Annotated in this window: 17 protein-coding genes; 10 read left to right on the top strand and 7 right to left on the bottom strand. The window is 64.5% G+C overall.

Annotated elements, in window-relative coordinates; genetic code table 11:
- Window positions 1-5 precede the first annotated feature (5 nt).
- The 4 genes from N2603_RS21325 to N2603_RS21310 all read left to right on the top strand — a co-directional run bounded on the left by N2603_RS21325 (window position 6) and on the right by N2603_RS21310 (window position 3,113).
- Window positions 6-1,217, top strand: a complete 1,212-nt coding sequence (locus N2603_RS21325; RefSeq protein ID WP_260423902.1) for a molybdopterin molybdotransferase MoeA — start codon at window positions 6-8, stop codon at window positions 1,215-1,217.
- Between the two features lie 176 nt (window positions 1,218-1,393).
- On the top strand, window positions 1,394-2,095 hold the full coding sequence (gene lexA / locus N2603_RS21320) for a transcriptional repressor LexA (RefSeq protein ID WP_027559402.1): 702 nt from the start codon (window positions 1,394-1,396) through the stop codon (window positions 2,093-2,095).
- A 185-nt stretch (window positions 2,096-2,280) separates the two neighbouring features.
- Window positions 2,281-2,484: a hypothetical protein gene (locus tag N2603_RS21315; protein WP_260423901.1), complete on the top strand. Its 204-nt coding sequence runs from the start codon at window positions 2,281-2,283 to the stop codon at window positions 2,482-2,484.
- Between the two features lie 197 nt (window positions 2,485-2,681).
- Window positions 2,682-3,113 (top strand): hypothetical protein, encoded by a 432-nt coding sequence (locus N2603_RS21310; protein ID WP_260423900.1) that lies wholly within the window; start codon window positions 2,682-2,684, stop codon window positions 3,111-3,113.
- Window positions 3,114-3,217: 104 nt separating this feature from the next.
- Here the strand turns inward: N2603_RS21310 and N2603_RS21305 are convergent, their stop codons facing one another.
- Window positions 3,218-3,349, bottom strand: coding sequence for a hypothetical protein (locus tag N2603_RS21305; RefSeq protein ID WP_260423899.1), 132 nt, complete (start codon window positions 3,347-3,349; stop codon window positions 3,218-3,220).
- On the opposite strand from N2603_RS21305, the gene N2603_RS21300 reads away from it, so the two are divergent.
- Window positions 3,336-4,277: a GAF domain-containing protein gene (locus tag N2603_RS21300; protein ID WP_260423898.1), complete on the top strand. Its 942-nt coding sequence runs from the start codon at window positions 3,336-3,338 to the stop codon at window positions 4,275-4,277. The genes N2603_RS21305 and N2603_RS21300 overlap by 14 nt on opposite strands.
- 9 nt (window positions 4,278-4,286) lie before the next feature.
- Here the strand turns inward: N2603_RS21300 and N2603_RS21295 are convergent, their stop codons facing one another.
- Both N2603_RS21295 and N2603_RS21290 read right to left on the bottom strand, forming a co-directional pair.
- Entirely contained in the window at window positions 4,287-6,569 is a 2,283-nt protein-coding gene (locus tag N2603_RS21295) for a ComEC/Rec2 family competence protein (protein WP_260423897.1), read from the bottom strand.
- 93 nt (window positions 6,570-6,662) lie between these two features.
- Window positions 6,663-6,896, bottom strand: a complete 234-nt coding sequence (locus tag N2603_RS21290) for a DUF2171 domain-containing protein (protein ID WP_026311879.1) — start codon at window positions 6,894-6,896, stop codon at window positions 6,663-6,665.
- 386 nt (window positions 6,897-7,282) lie between these two features.
- Between N2603_RS21290 and N2603_RS21285 the strand changes: the two genes are divergently transcribed.
- Entirely contained in the window at window positions 7,283-8,608 is a 1,326-nt protein-coding gene (locus tag N2603_RS21285) for an MFS transporter (RefSeq protein WP_260423896.1), read from the top strand.
- An 82-nt stretch (window positions 8,609-8,690) separates the two neighbouring features.
- Here the strand turns inward: N2603_RS21285 and N2603_RS21280 are convergent, their stop codons facing one another.
- Window positions 8,691-9,053: an SPW repeat protein gene (locus tag N2603_RS21280; RefSeq protein WP_260423895.1), complete on the bottom strand. Its 363-nt coding sequence runs from the start codon at window positions 9,051-9,053 to the stop codon at window positions 8,691-8,693.
- Window positions 9,054-9,297: 244 nt separating this feature from the next.
- On the opposite strand from N2603_RS21280, the gene N2603_RS21275 reads away from it, so the two are divergent.
- Window positions 9,298-9,480, top strand: coding sequence for a hypothetical protein (locus N2603_RS21275; protein WP_026311880.1), 183 nt, complete (start codon window positions 9,298-9,300; stop codon window positions 9,478-9,480).
- A gap of 126 nt (window positions 9,481-9,606) precedes the next feature.
- Entirely contained in the window at window positions 9,607-11,037 is a 1,431-nt protein-coding gene (gene glnA / locus N2603_RS21270; RefSeq protein ID WP_260423894.1) for a type I glutamate--ammonia ligase, read from the top strand.
- A 94-nt stretch (window positions 11,038-11,131) separates the two neighbouring features.
- Here the strand turns inward: glnA and N2603_RS21265 are convergent, their stop codons facing one another.
- From N2603_RS21265 to N2603_RS21255, 3 genes are all read right to left on the bottom strand, one after another.
- Entirely contained in the window at window positions 11,132-11,518 is a 387-nt protein-coding gene (locus tag N2603_RS21265; protein ID WP_260423893.1) for a nuclear transport factor 2 family protein, read from the bottom strand.
- An 8-nt stretch (window positions 11,519-11,526) separates the two neighbouring features.
- Window positions 11,527-13,203, bottom strand: a complete 1,677-nt coding sequence (locus N2603_RS21260; protein ID WP_260423892.1) for a glutamine--tRNA ligase/YqeY domain fusion protein — start codon at window positions 13,201-13,203, stop codon at window positions 11,527-11,529.
- 79 nt (window positions 13,204-13,282) lie between these two features.
- Window positions 13,283-13,870, bottom strand: a complete 588-nt coding sequence (locus N2603_RS21255) for an NAD(P)H-dependent oxidoreductase (RefSeq protein ID WP_260423891.1) — start codon at window positions 13,868-13,870, stop codon at window positions 13,283-13,285.
- Window positions 13,871-13,937: 67 nt separating this feature from the next.
- Between N2603_RS21255 and gltX the strand changes: the two genes are divergently transcribed.
- The gene (gene gltX / locus N2603_RS21250; protein ID WP_260423890.1) at window positions 13,938-15,368 is read left to right on the top strand and encodes a glutamate--tRNA ligase; all 1,431 of its coding nucleotides are present in this window, start codon (window positions 13,938-13,940) and stop codon (window positions 15,366-15,368) included.
- A gap of 146 nt (window positions 15,369-15,514) precedes the next feature.
- Complete coding sequence (gene gltA, locus N2603_RS21245; protein ID WP_018642295.1) at window positions 15,515-16,819, top strand: citrate synthase; 1,305 nt, start codon at window positions 15,515-15,517, stop codon at window positions 16,817-16,819.
- The last annotated feature ends 60 nt before the right edge of the window (window positions 16,820-16,879 follow it).

The following is a 16,879-nucleotide window of genomic DNA, read 5'->3' as shown; positions in this document are numbered from 1 at the left end:
CACCCGTGGCCTTGATGCCGGTATCTGACGCGCTTGCCGCGGTGCTTGCCGGCGCAGAGCCGCTGCCTGAGGAGACGGTCCCCCTCGACCAGGCCTACCACCGCGTGCTCGCGCGCGACGTCGCGGCGCGGCGCACGCAGCCGCCGCAGGCGATGTCGGCGATGGACGGCTATGCCGTGCGCGCGGCCGATGCGGCGACGATCGATTCCCAACTGACGGTGATCGGCGAGGTCGCGGCCGGGCGGCCGTTTGCCGGGTTGGTCGGCGCCGGCGAAGCGGTCCGGATCTTCACCGGCGGCGTCGTTCCCGCCGGCGCGGATACGGTCGTGATCCAGGAGGATACGGTCGCTGATGGCAAGCGCATCACGATCAAGGAAGCAGCGATTCCCGGACGGCACATCCGGCGCGCCGGGGTCGACTTTGCCGAGGGCGAGGTGCTGCTGCGCAAGGGAGCCCGGCTCACCGAGCGCGACCTCGCACTCGCGGCCGGGATGAATCACCCGCACCTACCCGTGCAACGCCGTCCGAAGGTCGCGATCCTCGCCACCGGCGACGAGCTGGTGATGCCGGGCGCGACGCCCGGCCCCGGCCAGATCGTCTATTCCAACGGCTACGCCCTGCACGCGCTCGCCCGCCAGGAGGGCGCCGATACCGTCGACCTCGGCGTTGCCGCCGACACGCTGGAAGCCACCACCGCCGGGATCCGCCGGGCCCGCGAGAGTGGCGCCGACATCCTGATCACGTCCGGCGGCGCCTCGGTCGGCGACCACGATCTGGTCCAGCAGGCGCTCAAGGCCGAGGGGATCGCGATGTCGTTCTGGAAGATCGCGATGCGGCCGGGCAAGCCGATGATGCACGGCCGGTTCGACGCGATGCGCGTCATCGGCCTGCCCGGCAATCCCGTGTCATCCTACGTCTGCGCTTTCCTGTTCATGGTGCCGTTGATTCGCGCACTGTCGGGTCGCACCGTGATTCATCATCGCCGCGAGCGCGCCGTGCTCGGCCGCGACCTCAATGCCAACGACCAGCGCGAGGATTATCTACGCACGCGCCTGGAGCGACGCGACGACGGCACGCTGATCGCCCTGCCCGTCAATCACCAGGATTCCTCGCTGCTTGCGAATCTCGCTGCGGCACAGGCACTTCTCGTACGCGCGCCGTTCGCGCCCGAGGCCGAAGCCGGCACGCAATGCGAGGTGCTGCTGCTGCCCGTATGAACGCTGTCACCACACGCGTTCCGCGAACTTTGTCGCGTTCACGGTAAATTAAGCAGTTGCGGAACATGTATCGAACATATAGTGTCCGTTCATGATTTGTTTCGAGCATGCAGCGGCTTATCGCTGAACTGAGCGTCTCGGAATCGAACGACATCAACCGGGGGATTTTGGTCGAGATGTTAACGCGCAAACAATACGAGCTCCTGCGGTTCATCAGCGAGCGACTGAAGGAAAGCGGCGTGCCGCCTTCCTTCGACGAGATGAAGGACGCGCTCGATCTGCGCTCGAAATCGGGTATCCATCGCCTGATCACCGCGCTCGAGGAGCGCGGCTTCATCCGGCGCCTGCCCAACCGCGCCCGCGCGATCGAGGTCATCAAGCTGCCCGAGCTCCAGGCGGCTGCCGGCAACCGCCGCGGCTTCACGCCGAGCGTCATCGAAGGCAATCTCGGCAAGGTGCGCACGACCTCCAGCCCGCCGGCTGACGAGGGTGAGCGTCCCGTCGCCGTGCCCGTCATGGGCCGTATCGCGGCCGGCACGCCGATCGAGGCGCTGCAGACCCGCAGCCACACTATCAGCGTACCGCCTGACATGCTCGGCTCCGGCGAGCACTACGCGCTCGAAGTGCGCGGCGATTCGATGGTGGAAGCCGGCATCCTCGACGGCGACATGGCGCTGATCCAGCGCAACGAGAGCGCCGACACCGGTGACATCGTGGTGGCGCTGATCGACGACGAGGAAGCAACGCTGAAGCGCTTCCGCCGCCGCGGCGCATCGATCGCGCTCGAGCCCGCCAACGCCGCCTATGAGGTCCGCATCCTGCCGCCCAACCGGGTGAAGATTCAGGGCAAGCTGATCGGCCTGTACCGGAAGTACTAAGTGCATCCCGCGGCGCCAGTTGGCGACCGCGCCTGAACGATTGGAGCGGATCATTGTCCGCTCCGGCTGGATAGTCTTTCTGGTTCTGCACAGATTATCCGGCCACCTCCCCCGCGCTAGATCCTCGGCACGCCGCGCAAAGCACGCATCGCTTTACGGGCCTTTGAGAAACCGAGGAGACAACCATGCGCAAGATCGTCTTGAGCACCGTCGCGATGGCGCTGATCGCAACGTCAGTGTCACCGGCCGTCGCCGCACGATCGCATCATGTCCGCAAGACGACGCCAGCGACGACGCGTGAGCAATTGCGCAACGCACGCGACGCCGTTGGACAGCAGTCGCAACCGGCCTCGCCGTATTCGGGCTGGTCGGCACCTGCTGGCCGCTGACGAAGAAGAAGCTCGCAGAATGCACGGAAGCGGGCTTTGTTCCTCGTGCATCTGAAAAAGATATTGTGATGGCGGCGTGCGGACCCAAGCCGCAGATTTGCCCACAACCAAGCAGACCGTTGTATGCTTCCACTCTGATAGAGGCTTGTGCCTCGACAAGAGGCGCGGGTCGCTATCTTCGAATGAGGAGCACCCCGATGTGTGACTACAGCCTGCACGCCGTCGCGACGCGTCCTGCCGAAGTCGGTGAGACGATCGTCACGACAACCTTCCGCGGCACCTCGACACGCGGCTTCGCCTCCGAAGCCGACATGTCCGTCGCGGTATGCCTGCTGCCGGGAACGGAGCTCGCCTTCGCCGACAACGTCCGCTACGACAATCGCTGGATCTGGACGCGCACCATCAACTCGCGCGTCGGCAAGTTCGGCAAGATCGACCCGCACATTCCGGATCGCCATCACGATGCGATCGAATTTCCCGACGGCAAATACGTGCTGGTGACTCAGCTCGTCGAAGGCCAGCGCGCAACCGTGCTGCAATTGCCGGTGACCCAGCCACTCGGCGAGCGCGAGCACAAGCCGCAGACCATGGCCGACAGGCCGACGATCACACGCCTGCCGATCGGCTGATCGTAGCAGCCCCGGCTCGCGGGTCGGGCCATGATTGAAATCGCCATCGCCGGCCGTGGCCGGCGACGTGGTGTGGTTTGCATCTTCGAAAATACCTTCGCCGATCAGCCGCCGCTCTTCTCCGTCGCACGAAGTTTGCGCTGCCCTGCCTGAATTTTGAACGTCCGTTCCGCAGGCAAATGGCCGATGCTGCCAAAAGGCTTGAGGCGGCGGACACGTTCGATGAAGACCTTCATTCGCGTCGTTGAACTCTGGGTGCCCGACCGGACGCGTACGCGGCTGGAATTCGGCGGGGGCCTCTACGGCGAAGGGCTGTCCGCGTTCAGGGCCGCAAGTGAAGAGCTGCGCTTCGGTCGGGATGAGGGCCTTCCCGGCAAGGCCTGGGCTTCCGGCCATCCCGTCATCCTCACCAAATTCGCCAACTCCTATTTCAGGCGGACCGACCAGGCGCTCGCGGCGGGCCTGACTTGCGGCGTGGCGGTGCCGGTATTTTCAGGCGAATTCCTGCAAGCCGTGATGGTCCTGTTCTGCGGCGACGACGAGGCGCATGTCGGCGCGATCGAGCTCTGGCACAACGACCCCGATACCTCCCACGAGATGGGCCTGGTCGACGGTTACTATGGCACCGCCGACATGTTCGAGTTCAACTCGCGCCACACCAGGTTTCCGCGCGGCTTCGGCCTGCCCGGACGCACCTGGAAAGCCGGCCTGCCGCTGATCATCAAGGACCTGCACAACGCCAAGAGCTTTCTGCGCTGGGAAGACGCCGCCGAGGTCGGGATCAATCTCGGCGTCGGCGTTCCCTACCGGACCGGCACCGACCAGACCTGGGTGCTGACCTTCCTCTCCGCGCAGGCAACGCCGATTGCGCGGCGCTTCGAGATCTGGGGGCCGAACGAGGCTCGTTCTGCGCTGGTCTTCCGCGCCGGCGATTGCAGCGCCCAGACCGACCTTGCCGCGCTCTATGCGGACAAGTCCATCACGAGGGGCGACGGCAGCATCGGCGGCGCCTGGGCCACGGGGATGCCTGCGCTCAACGATGATCTCGCGCATGACAAATCGATCGCCGCGGCCGAAGCCCGCGCGTCCGGGCTGAGCCAGATGGTTGCCTTGCCGGTAATCGGGAGCGCCGGGCTCGACGCCGTGCTGGCCTGGTACCTGTAGCCCGCCTCCTCAATCCTCAGCCTGCATGTCCGCCTCGGACGGCGTCGCATCCCGGTTACGGGGCGCCGCCGCCGGCGGCGCAAGGGTCGCGCCGAAATCGCCTTCGCCGGCGGTTGCCGCCGCCCACGGGCGGTCTGCGCCTCTTGCTTTAACCGTCTGCACCGCAAAGCCGTCGCCCCGCCGTGTCAGCGCCAATGCGCCCTGCGCGGCAAGGCGCTGCCGGTCCACCACCATCGCCGCGCAATCCGGCGCAGCCGGCCGGGCCGTCACCACCAGCGCGGCGCGGCTGCAATCGTCCGCCAGCGCATCGATGCGCAAGGCCAGCGCGACGAGGCGCCCGTCGGCAAGCGGCGTCACGCAGCCGGCCTCGTCGCACGACACGCCGTCGGCCAGAGTACCATTGGCGGCATCGCGCGGATCGGCATCGGCAGCCGGCCACTCCTTCAGCAGAAAGCTGTCCTTGCTCGCCCGGATCACGTGCAGGTGCCCGTCCCTGCCCCGGACCGCGACGCTCTGGCCGTCCCCGGCGATCAGGATATCCGGCGGCCGCGCCGACAGGCCCCAGAGGATCGCAGCCAGCAGCACCAGCCCGCCTGACCAGCGCAACGGCGTGCGCAAGAGGCCCATGACAATGATGCCGAGACTGGCCGCGATCAGCGGCGCGATGCCGAACGCCGGGATGCGGCCGACCGCGCCCGGCAGGGCCGCCACCCAGCGCGACACCGCGACCATCCAGTCGATGCCGATCCCCATCAGCCACCAGAACACGCCATCGAGCCCGAAGGGAGCAGCGAGCAAGCTTAACAATCCGGCCGGCATCACCAGCGCCGAGACCACCGGCATCGCGCCGAGATTGGCGAGCACGCCGTAAGGCGTGACGCGGTGGAAGTGGAAGGCAGCATAGGGCGTGGTCGCAAGCCCCGCGATCAGCGAGGCCAGGAACAGCATCGCGATCTCGCGGCCGCCCCACAGCGCGATGCGCGCGGTCGCGGAATGGTCGGGCGAGGCAAACAGGTTCGGCATGCCGATCTGCACCAGCGCCACCAGCCCGAGCGTTGCCGCAAACGACATCTGGAAACTGGGGTGAACCAGCGCCTCCGGCGCCACCGCGAGCACGATCAGCGCGGCCACGGCCAGCGTGCGGAAGGTGATGGCGCGGCGATCGACCATGACGGCGATCAGCACCACCGCGGTCATGAAGAACGAGCGTTGCGTCGCGACCTCCGCGCCCGAGAGCAGAAGATAAAACGCGGCGGCAACCAGCGCTGCAGCCGCCGACCATTTCTTGATGGGGAAGCCGACCGCCAGTCCCGGGATCAAGGCCAGCAGCGCGCGCACCGCGAAGAACACGACGCCGGCAACCACCGCCATGTGATAGCCGGAGATCGACAGCACGTGGCCGAGCCCCGAGACGAACATCGCGTCATTGACGGGCGCAGTGATGGCATCGCGCCGGCCGGTCAATAGCGCGGTCGCGATCGCGCGGTTGTCGCCTTCGAGCACGGCACGGATGCGCGCGTCGATCGCATCGCGCAGGCCCTGCATGAAGGCGGCGTAGCGCAGCCGCAAGCCGCCGGTCTCCGGCGGCACCGAAGCCGTGATGGCGCCCATCACGAAGCCGGAGGCACCGATGCCCTGGAAGAACATGTCGCGCGAGAAATCGTAGCTGCCGGGGCGCACCGGCGAGATCGGCGGCATCAGCCGCGCCTTGAGCTGCACGAAGCTGCCGACCTCGGGCGCTGTCCCCTTGCGCACCGATAGCCGCACGCGCTCCAACCTGATGTCGCTGCGCTGCGCCTCCATCGCGGTGACGCGCAGCACGAAGCGATCGGTGCGCTCGCGGATGTCGCGCGTCTCGACGAAGCCCGACAACGACACTGAATAGAGCGGCTTTGCCAGAACGGTGTGCGCGATGCGCGCCGTCTTCCAGGTGGCGACGGCAAAGCCGGCCGCAACCGCCGCGATCATGATCGCAGGGGCAAACAGCCGGCTCCGCCGCACCAGGACGGCGCCGAGCAGCAGCGCGATCGCCGTTGTGGCAACGACCCACAGCACCGGCTCGCGGTCGGCCGCAAAGTAGAGCCCGATGCCGCTGCCGAAAGCGACGGGAACCCACGGCAACAGCCGGCCCGCGCCGGCCTCGGCGCTGGCCCATTGGCGCAAAGTCCCGGCGATCGCGGACCAGAGGTCGAAGCCTGCGGGTGCGAGGCCGCCAGCGGACGCGGAGCGCCCCGCCGGCCAGGTTCCTGCGATCCCTTGCGAGACACGCTGCGGCCGGCCCGGCTCCGCCATTCCTGCACCTTACGATACGCGACTGGCTCAGAGGCTACCGGAACGTGCAGGCGGACGAATAGCGGTACAGATCAGGAACGAAGAGGGTGCGCCCTACTTTTCCTCTTCCATCGTCACGGCGACGTCCGCCTTGGCCGAGAGGCGGACCTTGTTCCCCTCGACCCCGGCGACGAGACCCTTGTCGATGAAATGGTGGTGCCCCTTGTGGCTGCCCTCGCCGCTGTCTTTCTTCGTCAGCTTGATGCGGTTGCCCTCGACGCGGTCGACCGTGCCGACATGGACGCCGTCGGCGCCGATGACTTCCATATGCTCTGCGATGTTCTGCATGGTGGGATCCTCTGATAGACCCCACACAACGCCTGGGACGACCTTCCGTTCGCTGCCCGCCAGACGTCACGGAGAATTTGAGCGCGTGCGGCCTCCTTCACAAACGCGCCCCAGGCCCGTCGATTGCGCCGAAAGTCTCATAAGGTGCCCGCCCCTGCTGGGACTACACTACGGTTCCCCGCCTCTCCGGCAAATGGCAAGGCGGTGGCTGCTCGCGGTTCTAAAGCCGCTGGAGCTCACCTCAGGTGGTCCAATACTCCCCTGAGGTCAGGCGTTGCCGACGCAACTCGATAGCAGGCGCATGCAACGCCGCGCATCACGCACTCCGCGAGAAGATCGACCGCTGAAACACGCGAGGAGACATCTTGAAACCATAGGAGTTGCAAATGCCCATGCAAATTCCGAGCGATTTTCGCCGCGTGATCATCGCTGCGTCGGTGGGAAACATCATCGAATGGTATGATTTCTATATCTTCGGCAGCCTGGCCGCAGTTCTATCGGTCAAGTTCTTCGAGCAATCCCACCCGGTTGCAGCCCTCCTCAGCACGATCGCGCTCTTTACGGCAGGATTTCTCATCCGTCCGCTAGGGGCCTTCCTGTTCGGATGGATGGGTGACCGGGTCGGCCGCAAATATACGTTTCTCATCACACTCAGCGGAATGGGACTGGGCACGGGGGCGATCGGATTAATCCCGACCTACCAGTCGATCGGTCTGACGGCCGCGTTCCTCCTCTTCGGCCTCCGCATGATCCAGGGCCTGTGCCTGGGCGGCGAATATGGTGGCGCCATCACCTACGTTGCCGAGCATGTGCCGGACGACAAGCGCGGCTACTATACCGGCTGGCTGCAGACCTCGCCTACTCTCGGGATCGTGGTGTCGCTGGCCGTCATCGTCCTCACGCGGACATATGCCGGCAACCAAGCCTTCGACGAATGGGCGTGGCGCGTTCCGTTCCTGCTGTCCTTCCTGCTGGTGGCGATTGCGATCTACATCCGACTCCAGCTCCAGGAGACGCCGATCTTCCAGGAGATCAAGGCTCGCGGGCAGATGACCAAGAACCCCTGGAAGGAGGCCTTCCTGAGCGCCAACATCAAATACATCGGGATTGCCGTTGTGGTCCTGATCGGTCAGGGCGTGGTCTGGTACAGCGGTCAGTTCTGGGCGTTGTACTTTCTGCAGCAGGTCTCCAAGGTGGACGCGCTGACCTCCGCCTACATCGTGGGAGCCGCGCTGCTCATCGCAACGCCGAGCCTGATCTTCTTTGGCTGGCTGTCGGATCAGATCGGCCGCAAGCCGGTGATCCTCGGCGGCATGCTGCTCGCCGCAATCACATACTATCCACTGTATCTGTGGCTGGGAACGGTCACGCAGCCCGGCAACATCAACTATGTGGCCGCGATCTTCATCATCTTCATTCTCGTTTGCTATGTCGGGATGGTGTACGGACCGGTCGGCGCGTTCCTGGCGGAATTCTTTCCCGGCAGGATCAGGTACACGTCGGTCTCGGTGCCGTATCACATCGGCAACGGCTGGGGCGGCGGGCTGGTGCCGTTCATCACCTCGGCGGCTTTCGCCGCGACCGGCAGCGTCGGCTACGCGCTGATCTACCCGATCGTGGTCCCCGCCGTGTGCTTCGTGCTTGCCGTCTTCCTGATGCCGGAGACTCGCAAGATCAGCATCTGGCAGCCGATCGAGCCCAGAGCCGCATAAAGCGGCAACCCTCACGGTGCAGGACCAAACGCCCTGCACCGTGGCCGACAGTCCGCATCGAAAGCTCGGCCAACGTCTCTCGTCAGCCGGCCCGGTGATGCCAGCGATCGTGCCACCAGGTGGAGAAATCGCGATCGGTCATCAGCTCCCAGCCACCGAACAGGATCACCAGGATGCCTGACAGCACACTGCTGACCGTGGCTGACGTCGTGTCATAGCCGATGGCCCAAGGCGCCAGCACCAGAGCCAGGCCCAGCAGCATTTCTCCCCACTCTTCCAGATAGGATGGGATGACAAACGCTTCTACGGCAAACAGCGCGACGCCGAGCCCGAGCGCGATCGTGATCCAGACGGCCGCCCCGGACGAGCCGAGGACGAAGGGCGACAGCACCAGCCACACGCCGACCAACAGGCTGGCAGCGTCTTGCCAATGTTGGATGCGCATGATGCTCACCTCCTCTCTCCCATTCATATGGTGGTACCGCCTGCGAAAATGTATCCATCCGGCCTGCGCTGTGTTGCCGCGAGGGCCGGTCGAGGAGCCGGCGTCCAGGCCCGGCCGCTCATGCCCGAGATGGCCCTTGCGAGGGCGCACACCCGGATGCAGACTGTCGCCGCTTGACAGGTGTCAATGTCGACCGTTCCCGGTGCCGCGGAAGTTCGCGCCCGGAGCAGAGGGAGATGACGCCATGCGAGAAATGGAAATCCACGACTATGCGCGGCAGTTGCTGGAAGCCCATGGCCCCAAGGCCATTGCGGAAGCCGCTCAAAACGCCATCGACCTCGAGCAGAAGGGCGAGCTCGAATTGGCAAAAACCTGGCGGCACATCGAAGATGCGATGAAGATGATGCGCGGGCCACACCAAAGCTGACTGCCGGCGCGCGAAGCTTGCCTGACTGCGGCGACAACGCCGAACGTGGACGACAGTCCGTCGCGAGCCGCTAGGTTGCGGCCGAACGGCTACGCGATCTCGGGACGCTGACCTGGGAGCGAAGCCATGGTTGCGAAATGTACGACAGCCGAAGACCTCCTGAAGGCGATCACGGACGAGAAAGTCCAGATGATCGATCTGCGATTCACCGACTTGCCGGGGGTATGGCAACATTTTTCCGTCCCGCCGAGCGCAGTGAACGTCGACGCCCTCGAGGAGGGCATTGGATTCGACGGCTCATCGATCCGCGGCTTCCAGGAGATCCACGAAAGCGACATGCTGGTCGTCGCCGATCCGACGACGGCCTTCGTCGACCCCTATAGTCCGGCCAAGACGCTGGTTCTCATCTGCAACATCCGCGATCCCGTGACCGGCCAGTCCTATAGCCGCGATGCCCGCTACATCGCCCAGAAGGCCGAAACCTACCTTGGGGGTACCGGGCGTGCCGATACGAGCTATTTCGGCCCGGAGGCCGAGTTTTTCGTCTTCGACGAGGTCCGCTACGGACAGGGCATCAACTTCGCCATGCACGCAATCGACTCCAGCGAAGGCAGCTGGAACACCGGCACGGATGAAGGACCGAATCTCGGCCACAAGCCGCGCCCGAAAGAGGGGTACTTTCCGGTTCCTCCGACCGACAGCATGCAGGCGCTACGCACCGAAATGGTGCTGACGATGGAATCTCTGGGGATCCAGATCGAAGCCCATCACCATGAGGTCGCAACCGGCGGCCAGAACGAAATCGACATGCGCTTCACCACCCTCACCCGCATGGCCGACAATCTGATGATCTACAAATACGTGGTGAAGAACACCGCGCACCAGCATAGCAAGACCGCGACCTTCATGCCGAAACCGCTGTTCGAGGACAACGCTTCAGGAATGCACGTTCATCAGTCGCTGTGGAAGGGCGAGACGAATCTGTTCTACGACAAAGGCGACTACGCCGAATTGAGTGAACTCGCCCGCTACTACATAGGCGGGCTGCTCGCTCACGCCTGGGCATTGTGCGGGCTCTGCGCTCCCACCACGAACTCCTACCGGCGCCTGGTGCCAGGCTACGAGGCTCCAATCAACCTGGTCTATTCCCGGCGCAATCGCTCGGCCTGCTGCCGGATTCCGATGTATTCGCCGAACCCGCGCGCAAAGCGCGTCGAGTTTCGCTCACCGGATCCCTCCTGCAATCCCTATCTCGCCTTCGCCGCAATGCTGATGGCCGGCCTCGACGGTATCGACAGGCGGATCGACCCCGGTAGCCCGATCGACAAGAATCTCTACGACCTCCCACCTGCGGAGGCGAAGGAGGTGAGGTCCACGCCGGGATCGCTGGATCAGGCGCTCGACGCGCTCGAGCGCGATCACGCGTTCCTGCTGCGCGGCGACGTCTTCACCACCGACGTGATCGAAACCTGGCTCGACTACAAGCGCAAGAAGGAGGTCGACCCGATCCGGCTGCGACCGCATCCTTACGAGTTCCATTTGTATTACGACATCTAGCTATTCACCGTCATTCCGGGGCACGACGAAGTCGCGAGCTATGATGCGCAATTGCGCATCTGAGAATGACGAAACTGATGGAGTCGTATTGTTGCTAGATCAGCGGCGCCTTCGACGAGGCATGGTGATTGACGATCTTCCAGTCGCCGTCCTCGCGGATGATGACCCAGCTCATCTTGACCACGAGATCGTCCCGCTCGCCGGCGAGATCGAACGAGATGGTCGCGCCCATGTTGATCAGGTCGGGCCCGGCCTGCGCCGCGCTCACCTCGGAAAACATCGCGCTCGGCCTGCGCCAGCGCGGCAGGCCGTTGAAGTAATCGGCGACGCCGTCCCTGCCCCGATAGAGCTTAGGGTTCGAGCCGAAGAAGAACGCCTTCCTCGAATACAGCGATGACAGCGCGGCCGCATCGAGCGTCGCGAAGCCGGCGCACCATTTCGCGATGATGGCGGAAACGATGGCGTCGGCTTCGCTGCTCATGTCATCCCTCAACCTTTCGCGACTTCCTTCGCGAAGGTGTCGCGCAGGCCGATGGTCCGCGAAAACACCGGCTTGCCCGGCGTCGAGTCCTTGTCGCGCACGAAATAGCCCTGGCGCTCGAACTGCATCGGCTCGGTCGAATTGCTCTCGGCCACCGAAGCCTCGATCCGTGCATCGGAGAGGATCTCCAGCGAGTTCGGATTGAGATCGGCCGCGAAGTTCGAGGCGTCCGGGCTCGGATTGGCGAACAGCTGGTTGTAGATGCGGATCTCCGCGGGCACCGACGTCGCCGCCGGCAGCCAGTGCATGGTCGCCTTGACCTTGCGGCCGTCGGGCGCGTTGCCGCCCCTGGTCGCGGGATCGTAGGTGCAGCGCAGCTCCACCACCTCGCCGGCGTCGTTCTTGATCACGCCGGTGCACTTGACGAAATAGGCGTAGCGCAGCCGCACCTCGTTGCCCGGCGACAGGCGGAAGAACTTCTTCGGCGGGTTCTCCATGAAGTCGTCCTGCTCGATATAGAGCTCGCGGCCGAACGTGATCTTGCGCGTGCCCGCCGACGGATCATCCGGGTGGTTGATCGCCTCGAGCTCCTCGGTCTGCCCTTCCGGATAGTTCTCGATCACGACCTTGAGCGGCTTCAACACCGCCATGCGGCGCTGCGCGGTGCGGTTCAGCTCCTCGCGGATGCAGAATTCGAGCATGCCGACATCGACCACGCTGTTGGCTTTCGCGACCCCGATGCGCTTGACGAATTCGCGTAAAGCGGCCGGCGGCACGCCGCGGCGGCGCATGCCCGCTACCGTCGGCATGCGCGGATCGTCCCAGCCCGCGACATGGCCGTCGCGGACGAGCTGGGTCAGGACGCGCTTGGACAGGACAGTGTAGGTCAGGTTCAGCCGCGCGAACTCGTACTGATGCGGCTCCGACGGCACCGGCAGCTTCTCGATGAACCAGTCGTAGAGCGGGCGGTGGTCCTCGAACTCCAGCGTGCAGATCGAGTGGGTGATGCCCTCGATCGCATCCGACTGGCCGTGGGCATAGTCGTAGCTCGGATAGATGCACCATGCGTTGCCGGTGCGCGGATGATGCGCATGCAGAATGCGGTACAGCACGGGGTCGCGCAGGTTGATGTTGCCCGCGGCCATGTCGATCTTGGCCCGCAGCACGCGCGCCCCGTTGGGGAATTCGCCGGCCTTCATGCGGCGGAACAGGTCGAGGTTCTCCTCCACCGAGCGGTCGCGGAACGGCGAGTTCTTGCCCGGCTCGGTCAGCGTGCCGCGCGACGCGCGGATCTCTTCCTGGGTCTGGTCGTCGACATAGGCGAGCCCGTCCTGGATCAGCTTCTCCGCCCATTCATACAGGCGGTCGAAATAGTCAGAGGCGAAGAACAGGTTCTTGCCCCAGTCGTAGCCGAGCCAGCGCACGTCGGCCTGGATGGAATCGATATATTCCTGCTCTTCCTTGACCGGGTTGGTGTCGTCGAAGCGCAGGTGGCAGCGGCCCGGAAACTCCTGGGCGATGCCGAAATTGAGGGCGATCGACTTGGCGTGGCCGATATGCAGGTAGCCGTTCGGCTCCGGCGGGAACCGGGTCACGATCTCCTTGTACTTGCCCTGATCGAGGTCGGCCTGGATGATGTCACGAATGAAATCGCGCCCAACCTCAGGTGCCACCGGTTCTGTCATTACGAAAATCCTGTAGGGAAATCAGCGGTCCTTCTGCCAAATTCGCGCCGTCAGGCCAAGCCCCATGCCCGCCCCCCGGTCAAACTTCGGCGATCCTGGCGCGCACGCGCTCGACAAAGGCAGCCCGGGATGCCGGTGTCGACCGGTCCATATCGTAATGCGCCAAATAGAACGAGCTAACGCGAGGTCCGCACATCGGCTTCAGCGCCCGAAACAGGACCTTGCGGCCGGGGTCCTGCATGACGATCCGGGTCAGCCACCACGGCGAGCCGTAGCTCGTCACGACGCCGAACAGGCGGATATTGGTCAGCAATGGCCTGATGCGACCGCCGCTCAGATCATGGGCAAACGCGGTTCCGGGCGCCCAGACCCGGTCGAAATAGCCTTTGAGCATGGCGGGCATCGAGAACCACCAATGCGGAAAGCAGAAGATGATGCCGTCGGCGCGCCGCAAGTGCCCGATGAGGCGCGTCACCGCGTCCTCGGCATAGGGCCCCTGAAAGTAGCTGCGCCGCTCCGCCTCGGTCATCGCCGGCGAAAAGCCCTCGCGGTAGAGATCGGTCGCGATGACCTCGTGCCGGCGCTTCAGCGTCTCGACAATCGTTTGGAACAACGCATGATTGTAGCTGTCCGCAAGTGGATGGCTATGAACGACCTGGATTAGCATTGGCAAACTCTCCCATCCCTATGATACACGGTCGCCCCACAGCTTTACCTTCCCTGCTCGCTATCGAATGACCGCATCCCCGATCGTCACACGCTTCGCCCCCTCTCCGACCGGCTTCCTCCATATCGGCGGCGCCCGCACGGCGCTGTTCAACTGGCTTTACGCCAAGAAGCACGGCGGCAAGATGCTGCTCCGGATCGAGGACACCGACCGGGAGCGCTCCACCGAGGCCGCGATCGGCGCCATCCTCGACGGGCTGAAATGGCTCGAGCTCGGCTGGGACGGCGAAGTGATCTACCAGTTCAGCCGTGCCGCCCGTCACCGCGAGGTCGCCGAGCAATTGCTCGCCGACGGCAAGGCCTATCGCTGCTACGCCACGGCGGAGGAGCTCACCGCGATGCGCGAGAAGGCGCGCGCGGAAGGCCGCACCCGCCTCTATGACGGCATGTGGCGCGACCGCGACCCGGCCACGGCTCCGAGCGACGTCAAGCCCACCATCCGCCTGCGCGCGCCGCAGACCGGCGAGACCGTGATCGAGGACCAGGTCCAGGGCCGCGTGGTCTGGCAGAACGAGAACCTCGACGACCTCGTGCTTTTGCGCGGCGATGGCAATCCGACCTACATGCTCGCGGTGGTCGTGGACGACCACGACATGGGCGTCACCCACGTCATCCGCGGCGACGACCATCTGATCAACGCCGCCCGCCAGAAGCAGATCTACGACGCGATGGGCTGGGCGCTGCCGAGCATGTCCCACATCCCCCTCATCCACGGCCCCGACGGCTCCAAATTGTCGAAGCGGCACGGCGCGCTTGGTGTCGATGCCTACCGTGCCATGGGGTACCTGCCGGCCGCGCTCCGCAACTATCTCGTCCGCCTCGGCTGGAGCCATGGCGACCAGGAGATCTTCTCGACCGAGGAGATGATCGAAGCATTCGACCTCGCCAGCGTCGGCCGGGCCGCCGCCCGCTTCGACTTCGCCAAGCTGGAGAACCTCAACGGCCATTACATCCGCCACGCCGACGATCAATCACTCGTGAGGATGTTCGAGGACGTGCTCGACCATGTCGTACCCAGCCGCGACGAGATTAAGGCGAAGTTAAACGACACCACGCGGGCGCAGCTCCTCAAAGCCATGCCGGCCCTGAAGGAGCGCGCCAAGACGCTGCTCGAGCTGATCGACGGCGCCTATTTCATCTTCGCCGACCGGCCGCTGCAGCTCGATCCCAAGGCGCAGGCGCTGCTGACGCCCGAGAACCGCAAGCTGATCGGCCAGCTTCATTCCGCGCTGGAGAAAGTCGAGACCTGGAGTGCGGCCACCGCGGAAGCTGCGCTGCGCGCCTTTGCCGAGGAAAATAGTCTCAAGCTGGGCGCAGTCGCCCAGCCGTTGCGGGCGGCGCTGACCGGACGGACCACATCGCCTGGTATATTTGAGGTTTTGGACGTGCTGGGACGCCAGGAAAGTTTGGGCCGGCTCAAGGATCAGGCTACGACGTAAGTAGGCCATGCGTGCGGGTGATCTTGCAGCGCACACAGCAATAATATACCCATCTCCCCCGTACCTTCTGGAACATCCGGCCTGCCCCGCCATCTCGTCGGGGCCTTCCGGGTCCGGCCCGTTTCACCATACATCGGGGACCTCTGATGGACGCAAAAGAAAGCCCAAAGACCGCCACGCTGACGGTCGGAAACAAGAACTACGATCTCCCGATCCTCAGCGGCAGCGTCGGGCCCGATGTCGTCGATATCGGCAAGCTCTACGGCCAGTCTGGTCTGTTCACCTACGATCCCGGCTTCACCTCGACCGCGAGCTGCCAGTCCAAGATCACCTATATCGACGGCGATGCCGGCGTGCTGGAATACCGCGGCTATCCGATCGAGCAGCTCGCCGAGCACGGCGACTTCCTGGAGACCTGCTATCTCCTGCTGTACGGGAACCTGCCGACCGCTGAGCAGAAGAAGGATTTCGACTACCGCGTGACCCATCACACGATGGTGCACGAGCAGATGGCCCGCTTCTTCCAGGGCTTCCGCCGCGACGCCCATCCGATGGCGATCATGGTGGCCGCGGTCGGCGCCCTCGCCGCGTTCTATCACGACTCCACCGACATCAACGATCCCAAGCAGCGCATGATCGCCTCCATGCGCATGATCGCGAAGATCCCGACGCTGGCCGCGATGGCCTACAAGTACACCGTCGGCCAGCCCTTCGTGTATCCGAAGAACTCGCTCGGCTTTGCCGAGAACTTCCTGAACATGTGCTTCGCGGTGCCTTGCGAGGACTACAAGGTCAGCCCGGTTCTCGCCGACGCGCTGGAGAAGATCTTCATCCTGCACGCCGACCACGAGCAGAACGCCTCGACCTCGACGGTGCGCATCGCCGGCTCCTCGGGTGCCAACCCGTTCGCCTGCATCGCGGCCGGCATCGCCTGCCTCTGGGGCCCGGCGCATGGCGGCGCCAACGAAGCGGCGCTGAACATGCTCTACGACATCGGCACGGTCGACAAGATTCCCGAGTTCATCGCCAAGGTGAAGGACAAGAACTCCGAAGTCCGCCTGATGGGCTTCGGTCATCGCGTCTACAAGAACTACGATCCGCGCGCCAAGATCATGCAGAAGATGTGTCACGCCGTGCTCAAGGAGACCGGCCATGGCGACGATCCGATGCTGAAGGTGGCGATGGAGCTCGAGAAGATCGCGCTCAGCGACCAGTATTTCATCGACCGCAAGCTCTACCCGAACGTCGACTTCTATTCGGGCATCACGCTGAAGGCGATGGGCTTCCCGGTCTCGATGTTCACCGTGCTGTTCGCGGTCGCCCGCACCGTCGGCTGGATCAGCCAGTGGAGCGAGATGATCGAGGACCCGCAGCAGAAGATCGGCCGTCCGCGCCAGCTCTACACCGGCGTCACCAAGCGCGATTACGTGCCGATCAAGGATCGCAAGTAAGTCTAAGGCCAATTCGGCTTTCGAAACGGCGCCATCTCACGATGGCGCCGTTTTTGTTTG

Origin of the sequence: Bradyrhizobium huanghuaihaiense (genome assembly GCF_025200885.1) — a bacterium.
GTDB classification, from domain to species: Bacteria; Pseudomonadota; Alphaproteobacteria; order Rhizobiales; family Xanthobacteraceae; genus Bradyrhizobium; species Bradyrhizobium huanghuaihaiense.
This window is presented reverse-complemented; position numbering and strand designations above follow the sequence as displayed.

Excerpts from the sequence above, each read along its gene's own strand:
- lexA (WP_027559402.1), top strand. The coding sequence starts at position 1,394 with ATGTTAACGCGCAAACAATACGAGCTCCTGCGGTTCATCAGCGAGCGA.
- N2603_RS21315 (WP_260423901.1), top strand. The coding sequence starts at position 2,281 with ATGCGCAAGATCGTCTTGAGCACCGTCGCGATGGCGCTGATCGCAACG.
- N2603_RS21310 (WP_260423900.1), top strand. The coding sequence starts at position 2,682 with ATGTGTGACTACAGCCTGCACGCCGTCGCGACGCGTCCTGCCGAAGTC.
- N2603_RS21300 (WP_260423898.1), top strand. The coding sequence starts at position 3,336 with ATGAAGACCTTCATTCGCGTCGTTGAACTCTGGGTGCCCGACCGGACG.
- N2603_RS21305 (WP_260423899.1), bottom strand. The coding sequence starts at position 3,349 with ATGAAGGTCTTCATCGAACGTGTCCGCCGCCTCAAGCCTTTTGGCAGC.
- N2603_RS21295 (WP_260423897.1), bottom strand. The coding sequence starts at position 6,569 with ATGGCGGAGCCGGGCCGGCCGCAGCGTGTCTCGCAAGGGATCGCAGGA.
- N2603_RS21290 (WP_026311879.1), bottom strand. The coding sequence starts at position 6,896 with ATGCAGAACATCGCAGAGCATATGGAAGTCATCGGCGCCGACGGCGTC.
- N2603_RS21285 (WP_260423896.1), top strand. The coding sequence starts at position 7,283 with ATGCCCATGCAAATTCCGAGCGATTTTCGCCGCGTGATCATCGCTGCG.
- N2603_RS21280 (WP_260423895.1), bottom strand. The coding sequence starts at position 9,053 with ATGCGCATCCAACATTGGCAAGACGCTGCCAGCCTGTTGGTCGGCGTG.
- N2603_RS21275 (WP_026311880.1), top strand. The coding sequence starts at position 9,298 with ATGCGAGAAATGGAAATCCACGACTATGCGCGGCAGTTGCTGGAAGCC.
- glnA (WP_260423894.1), top strand. The coding sequence starts at position 9,607 with ATGGTTGCGAAATGTACGACAGCCGAAGACCTCCTGAAGGCGATCACG.
- N2603_RS21265 (WP_260423893.1), bottom strand. The coding sequence starts at position 11,518 with ATGAGCAGCGAAGCCGACGCCATCGTTTCCGCCATCATCGCGAAATGG.
- N2603_RS21260 (WP_260423892.1), bottom strand. The coding sequence starts at position 13,203 with ATGACAGAACCGGTGGCACCTGAGGTTGGGCGCGATTTCATTCGTGAC.
- N2603_RS21255 (WP_260423891.1), bottom strand. The coding sequence starts at position 13,870 with ATGCTAATCCAGGTCGTTCATAGCCATCCACTTGCGGACAGCTACAAT.
- gltX (WP_260423890.1), top strand. The coding sequence starts at position 13,938 with ATGACCGCATCCCCGATCGTCACACGCTTCGCCCCCTCTCCGACCGGC.
- gltA (WP_018642295.1), top strand. The coding sequence starts at position 15,515 with ATGGACGCAAAAGAAAGCCCAAAGACCGCCACGCTGACGGTCGGAAAC.